Below are 13,407 nucleotides of genomic sequence, written 5' to 3'. Positions count from 1 at the left end.
CGCTTCACTCATTGAACACCCCGCGCTGATACAAGGAATACTCTTTGGAATTAGCATGGCGACGACGCAATTGCGTTGCCAGACCACTGACCGCAGCTTCATCCCCCATTTTCTTTTCTATCTTGATGGCGAGCCACAGCACATCCGCCGTCAGCACGTCAAATTTCAATACGCGATTGATATAAAAACGTGCCTGCGAATATTCGCCACGGTCAAACAATATCTTGGCCAGGTTGGCATTGATTGCCGGACTGCCCGGATCTTCGCGCAAGCCTTGCAGGAAATAGCGTTCGGCACCCAGCGGATCTTTCAAACGCAGACTGCACAGGCCAGCGTTGTTCAAGGCCTTGCCCGGTGCCCCGTAGGCCGGGTCCTTGATGACCTTATCCAGATAAGCCAGGCCCTGCTTTTCACGGCCATTCAGGCACAGGAACCAGCCATAGTTATTTTCGATATCCGAATTCCCCGGTGCCAGCTTCAGGGCATACAGGAAATTTTCTTCAGCCAGTTGCTTCTCGCCGAGATCCATGAAAATCAGGGCGCGCACGCTGTAACCATCAACCAGGTCAGGCGAAATCAGCAATGCCTGACGTATTTCTTCCAATGCGACTTTTTGCTGGCCCTGCTTGTAGTAGTCAATTGCCAGTTGCATCCTTATGGAAGCACGCTTGCGCATTTCCATTTTCTCACTTGAGACGTTCTCTTCAGGCTGCTCACCTTCAAGACGCGGTTTCGACCCACACGCTGACAGGCTCAATGCCAATACCATCAGCATGCCGGTCAACAGGTGGTGACGCATTTGAAAAATTTTCACTGATTGATCTCCACGATCTTGCCAAAATTTTCGCCAAACTTCTTCTGATACTCCGCCATCTTTTGCATGCGTTCCTGCACGCGTGTTCTGTCCTGCACTTCGCCGGCCAACTGCCCACAAGCCGCATCGATATCATCGCCACGGGTTTTACGCGTGGTGGTAACGATGCCTGCATCAAGCAATATCTGTGCAAACGCTTTGATACGCGGATTGGCAGAACGCTTCAAGCCTGATTCCGGGAAGGGATTAAACGGGATCAGGTTGAACTTGCAAGGCACGTCACGCACCAGTTGCACCAGTTCCCGCGCATGTTCATCGGTATCATTGACACCGTCCAGCATGCAATATTCAAAGGTAATAAAATCGCGCGGCGCAAATTCAAGGTAACGCTTGCAGGCAGCCTTCAACTCTTCCAGCGGATGTTTTTTATTCAGGGGAATGAGGCTGTCACGCAAGCTATTGTTCGATGCATGCAGCGACACCGCCAGGGCTACCGGGCATTCCTGCGCCAGCTTGTCTATCATCGGCACCACGCCACTGGTGGACACCGTCACGCGACGGCGCGACAGACCATACGCATTATCATCCAGCATCAGGCGTAATGCAGTCACCGTAGGCTCAAAATTCAGCAGGGGCTCACCCATGCCCATCATGACCACATTGGTGATTTGACGCTCACCTTTAGGGCCGGGAGCGATACCTTTGGTCTTGCGCAATTCAAATTCAGCCATCCACAACTGGCCAATAATTTCGGCCACACTCAAATTCCGGTTAAAACCCTGTTTGCCGGTAGAACAAAAACGGCAGTTCACTGCACAGCCTGCCTGGGTGGAAATACACAGGGTGCCGCGATTTTCTTCGGGAATAAAAACAGTCTCTACCGCATTGCCCTGCCCGACATCAACCAACCATTTGCGCGTACCATCGGTAGATGTATGGTCGCTGATAACGGCGGGAGCGGTAATAGTGGCACGCGTTGTGAGCTTCTCGCGCAAGGATTTCGCGAGGTCAGTCATTTCTTCAAACGAACTGGCACCAAACTGGTGTATCCAGCGTTGCAATTGCTTGGCACGAAACGGCTTCTCACCCAACGCGCCGCAATAAGCGACGAGTTGCGCTGGATCCAGATCCAATAAATTTGTGAGCACCGTCATGATCTTTCTTTCACACCCCATACAGCACAGCGCTGCATGGGGTGAAGTCTTAAAACGTCAAATTCAGATAAAGTCCGAATTAACGTGAATACACGTTCAACGCTGGGAAGTAGTAAGCGATTTCCACAGCAGCTGTTTCAGCAGCGTCGGAACCATGAACAGCGTTTGCATCGATAGAATCAGCGAAATCTGCACGGATTGTGCCTTTTTCTGCCTTCTTAGGATCCGTCGCGCCCATCAGGTCACGGTTTTTCAAAATTGCGCCTTCGCCTTCCAGAACCTGGATCATGACAGGGCCGGAGATCATGAAGTCAACCAGATCCTTGAAGAAAGGACGCTCACGGTGAACAGCATAGAAACCTTCTGCTTCAGCGCGGGACAATTGTGTCATGCGAGCAGCGATTACTTTCAGGCCAGCGCCTTCAAAGCGACTGTAAATTTGACCGATCACGTTTTTTGCAACGGCATCAGGTTTAATAATAGACAATGTACGTTCAATAGCCATCTAAAAACTCCAATAAAAAGAAAGGGTTAAGAAAAAATTCGGGAATTCATCTAACCTTAGATTTTAACATGAAACCATAGTATCAGATATGTCTTTCAAGAAATACAATTGACGAAATGACTTCCGGGTGTTGCTTCGAAAGTCATTCGCGGTGTTGACAAACTTGCCAAAAGCCGCAAGCCTGCACCGACATTGCTTCAAGATATACTTAGCTGACCTGGTTAGTGCTAAATAAGGTCAAATACCGCCATGGATTCCACATGGGAAGTATGTGGAAACATATTGATAACGCCGGCGCTGCTGAGGCGATAACCAGCCTGATTGACCAGCATGCCGGCATCCCTGGCGAGGGTTGCGGGACTACAGGATACATACACCAGGCGCTTGGGCAGCAGTTGCGGTGCACTCTGGCGCAGGTCCATCAATGCCTGGCAAACAGCCATGGCACCATCACGTGGCGGATCAATCAAGAAACGGTCAAACTTACCCAACTTTACAAAATCATCCGCAGTGACTTCAAACAAATTCCTGGTACTGAAGGAAGTTTTTTCCGCCAGTCCGTTATGGCGTGCATTTTCCAGTGCGCGCTCAGTCAGGGTATCACTCCCCTCTATACCGACCACTTCTTTTGCCAATGTAGCAATAGGTAAAGTGAAATTACCCAAACCACAGAACAGGTCAGCGATGCGCTCGTCTTTTTGCACATCCAGCAAACGCAGGGCGCGCGCCACCAATACGCGATTGATATGATGATTCACCTGGGTAAAGTCAGTTGGCTTGAATGGCATTTTGACACCAAATTCTGGCAACAAATAATGCAAGTCGCTGCTAGCTGGGTAATACGGCGTTGCCGTTTCCGGCCCCTTGGTCTGCAACCACCATTGCACCTGGTATTGATCGGCAAAGGCCTTGAGCTTGACTTCATCCTCTTTGGACAGCGGGGCCATGATACGCAACACCATGGCAGTCACACCCTCGCCTATCGCCAGTTCGATTTGCGGCAATTCTTCGACGATGGAAAGCGACGCCACCAGGCCACGCAAAGGCATCAGCATGGCCGAGACATGGGCGGGCAAGATTTCACAGGTTTCCATATTCGCAACATAGCGCGATTTTTTCTCATGGAAACCGACCAGTACCGTGCCTTTTTTAATCACATGACGTACTGACAAACGGGCGCGATAGCGATAACCCCAGGTCGGGCCAATGATGGGACGCATCATGATATCTGCCTTGACCTTGCCGATATGCCATAGATTGTCTTCCAGCGCGCGCTGCTTCATCGCTACCTGGGCATTGGCATCCAGATGCTGCATGGAGCAGCCGCCACAAGTACCAAAAAATTCACATTTCGGTTCCACCCTTTGCGAAGATTCGCGCACCAGAGTAGTCAGGGTTGCAGCTTCCCAACTGGCCTTCTTTTTATAGGTGCTGAATTCAACCAGTTCGCCCGGCAGCGCGCCATCCACGAAGACCACCTTGCCGGTCGAGCCATCTTCATTTTGCAAATTACCGACGCCGCGTGCGTCCATATCTAAAGAGCGAATTTCTATTGTATTCATGGAAATTGACAGTGCGACATACCCGCACCGCTAAGAAGTGGAATTTTAAAAGACGGAATTATAAGAGATGCACAGACATGCACCCAGAAATAGTTGAAATGAACTATTTAAGCCTATCTACAGCACGGAATCACGTCCGACACCACGCGAGGCAAATGAACGCTTCAGCTTGATCAGGGCCTCTTGCTGGATCTGGCGCACGCGTTCACGGGTGATACCCATTTCATCGGCCAGGGTTTCCAGGGTTGCCGGATCATCATTATCCAGGCCAAAGCGCCGCACGATGACAATACGTTGTTTGTCAGGCAATTTGGACAACCAGTCGCGCACCAGGATAGTCATTTCATGCTGTTCTGCACGTATATCCGGCGCATCATCACTGTCGCCAGGCAACATGTCCATGAGACTGGATTGCGGATCATTATCCAGCGGCGTATCCAGCGACGTTGCATGTTCGGACAGGGTGAGGATGTCTTGCACCTCATCCACCGGCCTGTCGACCAGCAGGGCAATATCTTCCAGCGCCGCGTCACGGCCATCCCGCCTTTGCGATTCCAGGTGGTATTTGGCACGCAGTATCTGGTTCAGTTCCCTGACCATGTGTACCGGCAGACGTATGGTCCTGGCCTGGTTCATGATGGCGCGCTCTATGCTCTGCCGTATCCACCAGGTTGCATAGGTGGAAAAACGAAAGCCGCGCTCGGGTTCAAATTTGTCTATCGCATGCATGAGTCCAAGATTGCCCTCTTCTATCATGTCGAGCAAGGCAACACCGCGATTGATGTAATGCTTGGCAATCGATACCACCAGACGAAGATTGTGTTCTATCATCTTTTGCCGGGCTTCAAAATCCCCCTGCTTCGCCAGCGTTGCATAATGCAATTCTTCGGAAGAAGCAAACAGGGGACGGGTACCAATCTGGTTCAGGTAATACTGTGTGGTGTCGGTAGACAGCTCTGCCGCCAGCACCGTTTTCAATTCATCAATAGGCGCAACAATCAGGGCCGCCGGATCATCGCCCTGTTCTTCCTGGCCTTCGCGGGCAACTTCGCCTGCGTCATCCGCCATGTCGTCGGTCGCATCACCCTGCAAACGCACGTCCGCCTCTGCCTCTGCGGCTTCACCGGCAACATCCGGGTCGTCACTCGCGGCAGGATTTCCCAGCTTGTAGGTACTTAAGTTGTTGTGCATGATGACCTGTATTAATTCACGTATCCGGTAAATTCATTCCGTCTGGGCATTTATTTTCTGGGGAATCTTCCTCCCCCTCAAAGACAGGGACTCCCGGAGATATCTTACAGCGCTTATCAACTTTCTTAGAACCTGTTTACGATCTTACTGCGCGGGCGTGATCGGGGCTCATGCGCTGCTCAAAATGCTCATGTACTTAAGTACATTCCGCTTTTTGCGCTGCTCTTCACCCCGCTGACGCTCGCTCGCTACAGATCGTAAACAGGTTCTTACATATATCAGCTTAACGTCCTGGCAAGTATTTCATCGGGTCCAGCGGTTTGCCCTGCAAACGGATTTCAAAGTGCAGTTTCACCGCTTCGCTGTCAGAATTACCCATCTCGGCTATTTTCTGCCCCTTGGTGATGGCTTGCCCTTCTTTTACCAGAATCGCCTTGTTATGCGCATACGCAGACAAAAGACTGCTGTTGTGTTTAATAATGACGAGATTACCATATCCGCGTATACCACTACCGGCATACATGACTTTACCTGCTCCCGCTGCCAGAATATCCTGCCCCATCTTGCCGGCAATATCCAGGCCTTTATTTTTTGCATCATCATAGCTTGCCACGACCTTGCCTTCGGCTGGCCACATCCATTCCACGGCATCGGATTCTGGCGCTACTGGCTCTGCCGCCTTGACTGGTACGGGCACATCTGGCTTGATGCCCGGAGCAGGCGTCACAGCGGCAACGACTGTTGCATCTGTTTTCTGCAACTCAACCAGATTGCTTTCGGAATACAGGCGTTTATCGCCGCGCGGGTTATTCTTGTTGGTCGCAGGATTCGTCAGCGGCTTCACCTCGACTGAAGAATTGGCAACACCGGAAGTTTGTACAGTTGGCGAACCATCTGGCGGTGCCACGCGCAACACTTGCCCTACCTTGATGTCATTTGGATTTTTAAGATCATTCCATGCAACCAGGTCGGCATAACTTTGCCCATGATCCAGCGCGATACGGTACAAGCCATCGCCACGTTTGACGACATAAGTGCCGCGTGTATTATCCGGTGCCTTGACCGGCGGTTTGACAGCTGCTTCGACCACAGGAGTTTCACTTGGCTTCTGCTCGACACCACGCTCTACCACCGGTGCGCGATTGGGTAAATTGGTTGTTGTACAGGCACTTAATGCCGCCAGTACGGTAAGCACGACACCTGCTTGTAATATCTGCTGTATTGTCTTCATTTCTCTTTTTAATCAGTTAAATTCGCTGCCACCTGACAACACGCCCTAAATGACGCCAGAATGCAAAGGTACAAAATGGCATTCTTCCATGACTGCACGAGTCCATTCATAATTGGAAACCCGTTCTATCAGTTGCAGCACCTGGTTTCTGCCACCTACCGGTGCCACCAGTCTTCCGCCAACGCGCAATTGCTGCAACAGGGCCTGCGGCACTTCCATGCCTGCAGCAGCCAGTATAATACCGTCAAACGGTGCCTCTTGAGGCAAACCCAGCATGCCATCACCATAATGCAGGCGTATATTGGCAATCCGCATGGGGCGCAAATTGGTTTTTGCCAGTTCATGCAGCGCCTTGATGCGCTCTATCGAATACACTTCCTTCGCTACCACCGACAGCACCGCCGCCTGGTAGCCACAGCCGGTGCCAATTTCCAGTACACGTCCCAGATTTGTGCCATTGCGCATGATCTCCAGCATGCGCGCCACGATATAGGGCTGGGAAATAGTCTGGTGATGACCAATCGGCAAGGATGCATCCACATACGCCTGGCTTGCCATTCCAGATTCCAGAAACAAATGGCGCGGCACCGCCTGCAAGGCAGCCAGTACTGTGGCATCCCTCACGCCCTGTTGTGCAACTCTGGTCACCATGGCCCGCCGCACACCTTCTGACACCAGTGGGCCAGATAACAAGGAAGGCGACAAACCTGCCGCGCCTTCATTACCCCCATGTAAAAACTTGGGATCGACCCTGGGCGCCACCTTGTGTGCCGCCTTGCCGCTCAAGTGATGGGCAGCATTGCGCATGGCCGTCTGCGGCATTGCCGTGCGGTTCAGTGAGCGGTCGCCGGGTTTGTCTTTCTGGTTGACGACCGATGACAAGGGTAAGGGAAAGCGCTTGTCTTTCGTTGTCATGCGAAATCCAGATTCAGATGTGTCAACTGCCGGGTATTTGTCAGATCAATCTGCAAGGGAGTGACTGAAACAAAATTTCTTGTCGTCGTATCAAAATCAGTTCCGGCACTGGCATCGCTGGCAGCCCCCGGTGGGCCTATCCAGTAAATATCCCTGCCGTGCGGGTCTATCATGTGAATCACCGGTTCTGAGGTATGGCGCTTGCCCAAGCGTGATTTGCGTATTCCCTGAATATCCTGGTATGGCAGGTTGGGAATATTTACATTCAGCAAAAATGCTGCAGGCAGTTCAGGGAAACCACGTTGGACGATCTCTTGCGCTACTCTTGCAGCGGCATCCAGATGTTGCCAGCCTTTCTCGGTTTGCGAAAAAGCAATCGATGGAATGCCAAATAAAAACCCTTCAGTCGCAGCAGCCACTGTGCCTGAATACAGGGTGTCATCGCCCATATTCTGTCCCTGGTTAATGCCAGATACGACCAGATCAGGTTTGTCTTTCATAATGGCAGTCAGGGCGATATGCACGCAATCAGACGGTGTACCATTAACAAAATAAAATCCATTTGCAGCCCGCTGCACGCTCAGGGGCCGGTCCAGGGTCAGGGCATTCGATGCACCTGAGCGATTGCTGTCGGGTGCCACTACCGTCACCTCGGCAAATGCAGACATTGCAGCCGCCAGTGCAACGATACCAGGGGCCAAATAACCATCATCATTACTGATCAGAATTTTCATGTTTTGTATTCTACCTGATGCTGAAATATAAATTTCTACAGAGAATAGATTTTTGCGGCATAATCACAAAATCAAACGGTCGTACTATTTTATGGAGACATCAAAATGAAAGCTGTTGTTTGCAAAGACTGGGGTTTACCCGACACGCTGGTGATCGAAGATCTGGCGGATGTAGTCCCCGGACAGGGTCAGGTTGCGATTGACGTCAAGGCGGCGGGGGTAAATTTTCCTGACGTGTTGATCATACAAAACAAGTACCAGTTCAAGCCTGAACTTCCTTTCACGCCTGGCAGTGAATTATCCGGGGTCGTCCGTGCGGTCGGCGAAGGTGTCAGCAATGTCAAAGTGGGTGACAAGGTCATTGCCTTTATCGGCAATGGTGCGTTTGCACAACAGGTGGTGGCACCAGCCCATGCCATCATGCCCATGCCACCCGGCATGGACTTTGACACGGCAGCAGCAATCACGCTGACTTATGGCACTTCCCACCACGCCGTTGTAGACCGCGCACAACTGAAGGCTGGCGAAACCATGCTGGTATTGGGCGCAGCCGGTGGCGTTGGCCTGGCCGCGATAGAAATCGGCAAGGCCCTGGGTGCCCGCGTGATTGCCGCCGCATCAACCGATGAAAAGCTCGCCATTTGCAAACAGCATGGTGCAGATCTCACCATCAATTACAGCAAAGAAGATTTACGGGAAGCTATCAAGGCGGCAACCGAAGGCAAAGGCCCTGATGTGATTTATGATCCGGTTGGCGGTATTTATGCCGAACCGGCATTCCGTTCCATAGGCTGGCGCGGGCGTTATCTGGTGGTTGGATTTGCCAATGGCGAAATCCCTAAATTGCCTTTGAATCTGAGCTTGCTAAAAGGCGCATCACTGGTGGGTGTATTCTGGGGTGAATTTGCCCGACGCGAACCCAAAGCCAACCTGGCAGCCATGCGCGAATTGATGACCTGGCTGCATGAAGGAAAAATCAAACCGCACATTTCCGGTCGCTATGCACTGAAAGATACCGCCATGGCCCTGAATGACCTGGCGGCACGCAAAGTCACCGGCAAAGTCGTGATACAGCCTGAAAAATAATTGGACCGACGCTAAGGGCAAGCGTAAGGGATTCGGATAAGGACGCCCTTATGGTTGCCCTTATGCTTATCCTTTAGTTTGGCGTTGCTGGGGCCGTGCAAGCATCCCTCAAGCATCACTTAGCGAGTGACCGCAGCATCACCCAGCCAGTAACGATCAATATCCTTGAGCCCCCATTTGGCCGCATCTTCACGACTGACAATCTTGTCATTCATGCCTGGCCTGGATAAATCAATCAACTCGGTCGCGATATAGGCCATGGAACGCAAGGAAAAAAATATCCTCACCTTGGGTAACAGCAAGGATTTGCCTACCTGCTGTTCAACCACCACACCTAACCTGCCCGACTCCAGACGAACCAGGGTGCCAACCGGGAAAATACCTATGCTCTTCACAAAAGCCTGAAAGATTTTTTCGTCGAAATGGCCGCTACTCCATTCAGCCATCTTGCGCAGCGATTCAGCCGGGCACCAGCCTTGCTTGTAAGGGCGGTTCGAGGTAATCGCATCATACACATCACATACCGCCCCCATGCGGGCATACAGACTGATCTCTTCACCCTTGAGGCGATTCGGATAACCAGAACCATCCATCTTTTCGTGGTGATGCAAACACACGTCCAGCGCAACTGCACTGACTGCTTCAGATTCTTTCAACATCTTGTAGCCAGCGGCAGGATGTTCCTTGACCGAGACAAATTCAGCATCGGTCAGCTTGCCCGGCTTGTTCAGGATATCTGCCGATACCATCATCTTGCCGATATCATGTAACAAGCCCGCCAAACCTGCCTCGCGGGTTTCTTCCTCATTCAAACCAAGTTGTTTGGATAAGGCCACCATCAATGCGCACACTGCGACCGAGTGCATATAGGTATAGTCATCCTTGGTCTTCAATCTTGCCAGTCCGATCAGTGCCCCTGGATTACGCATGACAGAGTCAGCTATTTCTTCCACCATGTTTTGCGCATTGCCAACGTCAACAGCCTTGCCCATGCGCGCTTCATGGAACATGGTGTACACCGCCTGCTTGGTCTTGTTCACGATCTGTGAAGCACGTCCCAGTTCTTCATCCATGGACACAACTGCCACCTGATGTCGCGCGGTTGGCGCAACCGGTGCAGTTGGTACGGAAGGTGGCAAGGGTACGGCGGCAGGAGGGGATTCTGCTTCAGGCTTGCTACCCGCTTCCAGCAATACGTCCAGCCCCTTGCTGGTATCTATCCAGGCCTGACGAATGCGCGTAGCCTGAATTTTTTTTAATTCTTCAGGATCAATCAGCATGAAGGATTTTTGCCAAAACGGTGTATCTATCCAGGAGCTACACAGCTCCTGTACGTACATGCCGACCCTCAGCCGATCAATTTCAATTTTTTTCAACATGGGCGGGAAATAAGAAAATTTACGAGACTAGGCTTGGGCGTGTTGACCTGTCTTTTGGGCAACGTCCATATCATCCGTCAATTATTCTACAAAGACGGATTGCAAGCCAGCGCTTCTAGCAGAATCTCACAAAAATTTCTTTTGGGCAACTCATTTAGCAAGCAAATTCATGGGCCGGAAGAAATCCTGCATGATTTGATTGGCAATAAAACTCAAATTATACGGATGCTCTGCACTGATTTGCGGATAACTGTTGACGACAGGCATCTGTCGCAGTTGCTCTGCGATCTTGCCCCATAAGACCAGTGATGGCATGGACGTATGTTCATGCTGACGCTGTTGCAACAGCTTGGATAGCAGCTGTTCCAGGAAGGGTTGCCAGGCTCTAGCATCTTTTACCGGCGCAGTATCGGCACGAAATACCAGGCTGGCATTGAGCAACAGAAAACCCTGGGCCATCATGTTGCTTTGCAAAGCTGCCAAGGTCTGTATGAAATCGGAATCAGGATGGCGGGCCTTTTCTGCAATGGCTGCCATGGCATTGCCAGTCGTCGCATCTACCTGCAACTCCCCGGCTGCGACCAGCAGCATTTTCATGAAATTGCGTAGCGAGGTGGCGCGGTTCACTTTTTTCGACAGGCCACCGCCCTCTTCATCCGACCATAAATTCTTGACAGCGCCATCCATGAAGCAATAACCAGTGGCACTGTCGGCGCGAGGATAAGGACCCTCACCCACGAGAATATAACGAACGCTATCCATCGGCATGGAAAAAGCAGCAAACAGCCTGCCCTGCTCCGGCAAATAGGCGCTGGACTTCAGACCCGGTAAATAATCCGGGTTGGTCCCATGCACGGCAGCCAGACCGGCATCTATGACTTCAGCCCAGGATGGATGCACCTGCGCCAGCGACAGACGTACATCGTCTGGACATACATCTGACCAGTGACTCATTGCGGATTGCCAGGCATCGCTGTGGGTAAAGAAGCCGTAGGCAAACCTGGGGTCACCATGGGCGCAACAGGTGCAATTGGTCCGCCTGGTGCTGGCATGCTTCTGCGCGCGGCAAAAGAATTTGGTGGTGCTACCTGGGGAGAGACAGTATTTCCCTGATTCATATTGGCTTGGTTGGCTTGATTCGGCTGATTGACTTGATTAATGAGCACAGGTGCTGTCTGTATCCGGCTGACTTCCTGAACCTGAGGTAAATCAATACGACGCTCGGCACCTGCATCGACAATCACGACATACAGATCATGCACTTCCTTCAGGGTCACGCCAGGCATGACTTCCTTGTTCAAGGCCACTGACAGGCCAGGCTTGCCGTTGGTACTGATGATGGCGAGGCTTTCTTCCGTGCGTTTGGCCAGGACCACACCCTTCAGTTGAAAATTGCTGTCATTCGCCTGCATGACCTGACTGATTCCGAAGATGCCGCCCCATTGACCTGCACCTGGCTCATAACTGCCCTGCTGAAATGCGGCAGAGACACTTCTGGCCTGAGGCTTGAACAAACGCAAACCCCAAAAACTCAAGGACATGCACAAGGCCACAAAGGCCAGAAAAGTAACCACTATAGGCAGGCGTTTCATTTTTATCCTTATCAGCGTACCAACTGATTTATTTCTATGATAGGCATGAGTACGGCCAGCACAATCAACAAGACCACTACCCCCATCGTCAAGATCAATACCGGCTCCAGCAAGCCGGCCATGGTCATGGCACGACGTTCCAGATCCTGCTCCTGCGTATTCGAGGCACGTTCCAGCATGGCAGGCAATTCACCCGTCACCTCACCAGCCCGTATCATGTGAATCAACATGGGAGGGAAATGCTTGTGGGCAGACAAGGCACGCGCCAGGCCCACACCTTCGCGTACGCTGGCAGTCGCATCTTCGACCTGGGCACGCATGGCCACATTCGACAGGGTTTCTCGGCTGGTCTGCAAGGCGCGCAAGATAGGCACGCCAGAACCCGTGGTAATCGCCAGCGTACTGGCGAACCTGGCTGTGTTCAGGCTGCGTTCAAATTTGCCATACAGGGGTGCGGTCAATAACCAGCGATGCCAGCGCATCTTGAATTCCGGATTGCGCAAGGCCATGCGCCACAGGAAAAAAGCAGCTACCAGTAATAGCGCCACCAGCCAGCCATAGGCCCGCACAAAATCCGAAATGGCCAACATCATGAGTGTCAGGAAAGGCAGTTTCTGCTTGGTATTGGCAAACACCGAGACAATTTGCGGCACCACATAGGTCAACAGGAAAATCACAATGGCAAACGCCACCACGGTGACGATGGCCGGATAGGTAAATGCCAGCCGGACTTTTTGCAGCAAGGCGTTACGGCGCTCGATATAGTCAGCCAGCCGTGACAAGACCCGGGACAAATGACCTATCTGCTCGCCAGAAGCAACCAGCGCGCAATAAATATCAGCAAAATCATCGGGATGCTGTTTCAGCGCATCTGACAGGGCTGAACCGGCCATGACTTCAGAACGGATAGACCCGATGAGGTCACGCGCATAGGAGCGCTCAGACTGTTCAAGCAGGGCAGACAAGGATTGCTCCAGCGGCAAGCCAGCCTCCAGCAAACTGGCCAACTGGCGAGTGAACAAGGCATTTTCCACGGTCGACAGGCGGTCACCAAACAGGGCGCGCTTGCGCTTGCCCGATGCATCTCGTTGATGGTCTATGGATTCGACGATGACCGGCACCAGCCCCTGCGCACGCAAGTCACTGCGGGCGGATCGGGCGCTGTCGGCATTCACCACGCCTTTGCTGGTCAGGCCGGTCTTGTCTACCGCTTCATATCGGAATGCAGGCATACGACTTCTTCC

The 13,407-nt window shown here is 52.0% G+C and carries 13 protein-coding genes; 1 reads left to right on the top strand and 12 read right to left on the bottom strand.

Annotation, left to right across the window (positions count from 1 at the left end; genetic code table 11):
• Positions 1 to 4 precede the first annotated feature (4 nt).
• From pilW to surE, 8 genes are all read right to left on the bottom strand, one after another.
• Positions 5 to 814, bottom strand: a complete 810-nt coding sequence (pilW, locus tag ACO0K9_RS01610) for a type IV pilus biogenesis/stability protein PilW (RefSeq protein ID WP_422981093.1) — start codon at positions 812 to 814, stop codon at positions 5 to 7.
• The gene (rlmN, locus tag ACO0K9_RS01605) at positions 811 to 1,971 is read right to left on the bottom strand and encodes a 23S rRNA (adenine(2503)-C(2))-methyltransferase RlmN (RefSeq protein ID WP_422982488.1); all 1,161 of its coding nucleotides are present in this window, start codon (positions 1,969 to 1,971) and stop codon (positions 811 to 813) included. The genes pilW and rlmN overlap by 4 nt, the downstream gene beginning before the upstream one ends.
• Positions 1,972 to 2,047: 76 nt before the next feature.
• Positions 2,048 to 2,473 (bottom strand): nucleoside-diphosphate kinase, encoded by a 426-nt coding sequence (gene ndk / locus ACO0K9_RS01600; protein ID WP_090444571.1) that lies wholly within the window; start codon positions 2,471 to 2,473, stop codon positions 2,048 to 2,050.
• A gap of 227 nt (positions 2,474 to 2,700) precedes the next feature.
• On the bottom strand, positions 2,701 to 4,035 hold the full coding sequence (gene rlmD / locus ACO0K9_RS01595; RefSeq protein ID WP_422981091.1) for a 23S rRNA (uracil(1939)-C(5))-methyltransferase RlmD: 1,335 nt from the start codon (positions 4,033 to 4,035) through the stop codon (positions 2,701 to 2,703).
• A gap of 117 nt (positions 4,036 to 4,152) precedes the next feature.
• Positions 4,153 to 5,226: an RNA polymerase sigma factor RpoS gene (gene rpoS, locus ACO0K9_RS01590; RefSeq protein ID WP_422981089.1), complete on the bottom strand. Its 1,074-nt coding sequence runs from the start codon at positions 5,224 to 5,226 to the stop codon at positions 4,153 to 4,155.
• A 283-nt stretch (positions 5,227 to 5,509) separates the two neighbouring features.
• Positions 5,510 to 6,457, bottom strand: coding sequence for a peptidoglycan DD-metalloendopeptidase family protein (locus ACO0K9_RS01585; protein ID WP_422981087.1), 948 nt, complete (start codon positions 6,455 to 6,457; stop codon positions 5,510 to 5,512).
• A 45-nt stretch (positions 6,458 to 6,502) separates the two neighbouring features.
• Positions 6,503 to 7,372 (bottom strand): protein-L-isoaspartate(D-aspartate) O-methyltransferase, encoded by an 870-nt coding sequence (locus ACO0K9_RS01580; RefSeq protein WP_422981085.1) that lies wholly within the window; start codon positions 7,370 to 7,372, stop codon positions 6,503 to 6,505.
• The gene (surE, locus tag ACO0K9_RS01575) at positions 7,369 to 8,106 is read right to left on the bottom strand and encodes a 5'/3'-nucleotidase SurE (protein ID WP_422981083.1); all 738 of its coding nucleotides are present in this window, start codon (positions 8,104 to 8,106) and stop codon (positions 7,369 to 7,371) included. The genes ACO0K9_RS01580 and surE overlap by 4 nt, the downstream gene beginning before the upstream one ends.
• A 105-nt stretch (positions 8,107 to 8,211) precedes the next feature.
• Here surE and ACO0K9_RS01570 point away from each other — a divergent pair, with 105 nt between their 5' ends.
• Positions 8,212 to 9,192, top strand: coding sequence for an NADPH:quinone oxidoreductase family protein (locus tag ACO0K9_RS01570; RefSeq protein WP_422981081.1), 981 nt, complete (start codon positions 8,212 to 8,214; stop codon positions 9,190 to 9,192).
• 119 nt (positions 9,193 to 9,311) lie between these two features.
• Here ACO0K9_RS01570 and ACO0K9_RS01565 read toward each other — a convergent pair whose 3' ends face one another.
• From ACO0K9_RS01565 to gspF, 4 genes are all read right to left on the bottom strand, one after another.
• Positions 9,312 to 10,571 carry an HD-GYP domain-containing protein gene (locus ACO0K9_RS01565; protein WP_422981079.1) on the bottom strand — a complete coding sequence of 420 codons (1,260 nt, stop codon included), beginning with the start codon at positions 10,569 to 10,571 and terminating at the stop codon, positions 9,312 to 9,314.
• 150 nt (positions 10,572 to 10,721) lie between these two features.
• Positions 10,722 to 11,525: a uracil-DNA glycosylase gene (locus tag ACO0K9_RS01560; RefSeq protein WP_422981077.1), complete on the bottom strand. Its 804-nt coding sequence runs from the start codon at positions 11,523 to 11,525 to the stop codon at positions 10,722 to 10,724.
• The gene (locus tag ACO0K9_RS01555) at positions 11,522 to 12,163 is read right to left on the bottom strand and encodes a type II secretion system protein N (RefSeq protein WP_422981075.1); all 642 of its coding nucleotides are present in this window, start codon (positions 12,161 to 12,163) and stop codon (positions 11,522 to 11,524) included. Before ACO0K9_RS01555 ends, ACO0K9_RS01560 begins: the two co-directional genes overlap by 4 nt.
• Positions 12,164 to 12,174: 11 nt before the next feature.
• Positions 12,175 to 13,395, bottom strand: a complete 1,221-nt coding sequence (gene gspF, locus ACO0K9_RS01550; RefSeq protein WP_422981073.1) for a type II secretion system inner membrane protein GspF — start codon at positions 13,393 to 13,395, stop codon at positions 12,175 to 12,177.
• Between the last annotated feature and the right edge of the window lie 12 nt (positions 13,396 to 13,407).

It is taken from the genome of Undibacterium sp. Ji50W (assembly GCF_049340445.1).
In the GTDB taxonomy this organism is placed as follows: domain Bacteria; phylum Pseudomonadota; class Gammaproteobacteria; order Burkholderiales; family Burkholderiaceae_D; genus Undibacterium.
The sequence above is the reverse complement of the archived record's forward strand: the minus strand, read 5'-3'. Positions and strand labels throughout refer to the sequence as shown.

Bases quoted from the DNA above. Each gene is read 5' to 3' on its own strand.
- ndk (WP_090444571.1), bottom strand. From the start codon at position 2,473: ATGGCTATTGAACGTACATTGTCTATTATTAAACCTGATGCCGTTGCA.
- rlmD (WP_422981091.1), bottom strand. From the start codon at position 4,035: ATGAATACAATAGAAATTCGCTCTTTAGATATGGACGCACGCGGCGTC.
- rpoS (WP_422981089.1), bottom strand. From the start codon at position 5,226: ATGCACAACAACTTAAGTACCTACAAGCTGGGAAATCCTGCCGCGAGT.
- ACO0K9_RS01585 (WP_422981087.1), bottom strand. From the start codon at position 6,457: ATGAAGACAATACAGCAGATATTACAAGCAGGTGTCGTGCTTACCGTA.
- ACO0K9_RS01580 (WP_422981085.1), bottom strand. From the start codon at position 7,372: ATGACAACGAAAGACAAGCGCTTTCCCTTACCCTTGTCATCGGTCGTC.
- surE (WP_422981083.1), bottom strand. From the start codon at position 8,106: ATGAAAATTCTGATCAGTAATGATGATGGTTATTTGGCCCCTGGTATC.
- ACO0K9_RS01570 (WP_422981081.1), top strand. From the start codon at position 8,212: ATGAAAGCTGTTGTTTGCAAAGACTGGGGTTTACCCGACACGCTGGTG.
- ACO0K9_RS01565 (WP_422981079.1), bottom strand. From the start codon at position 10,571: ATGTTGAAAAAAATTGAAATTGATCGGCTGAGGGTCGGCATGTACGTA.
- ACO0K9_RS01560 (WP_422981077.1), bottom strand. From the start codon at position 11,525: ATGAGTCACTGGTCAGATGTATGTCCAGACGATGTACGTCTGTCGCTG.
- ACO0K9_RS01555 (WP_422981075.1), bottom strand. From the start codon at position 12,163: ATGAAACGCCTGCCTATAGTGGTTACTTTTCTGGCCTTTGTGGCCTTG.
- gspF (WP_422981073.1), bottom strand. From the start codon at position 13,395: ATGCCTGCATTCCGATATGAAGCGGTAGACAAGACCGGCCTGACCAGC.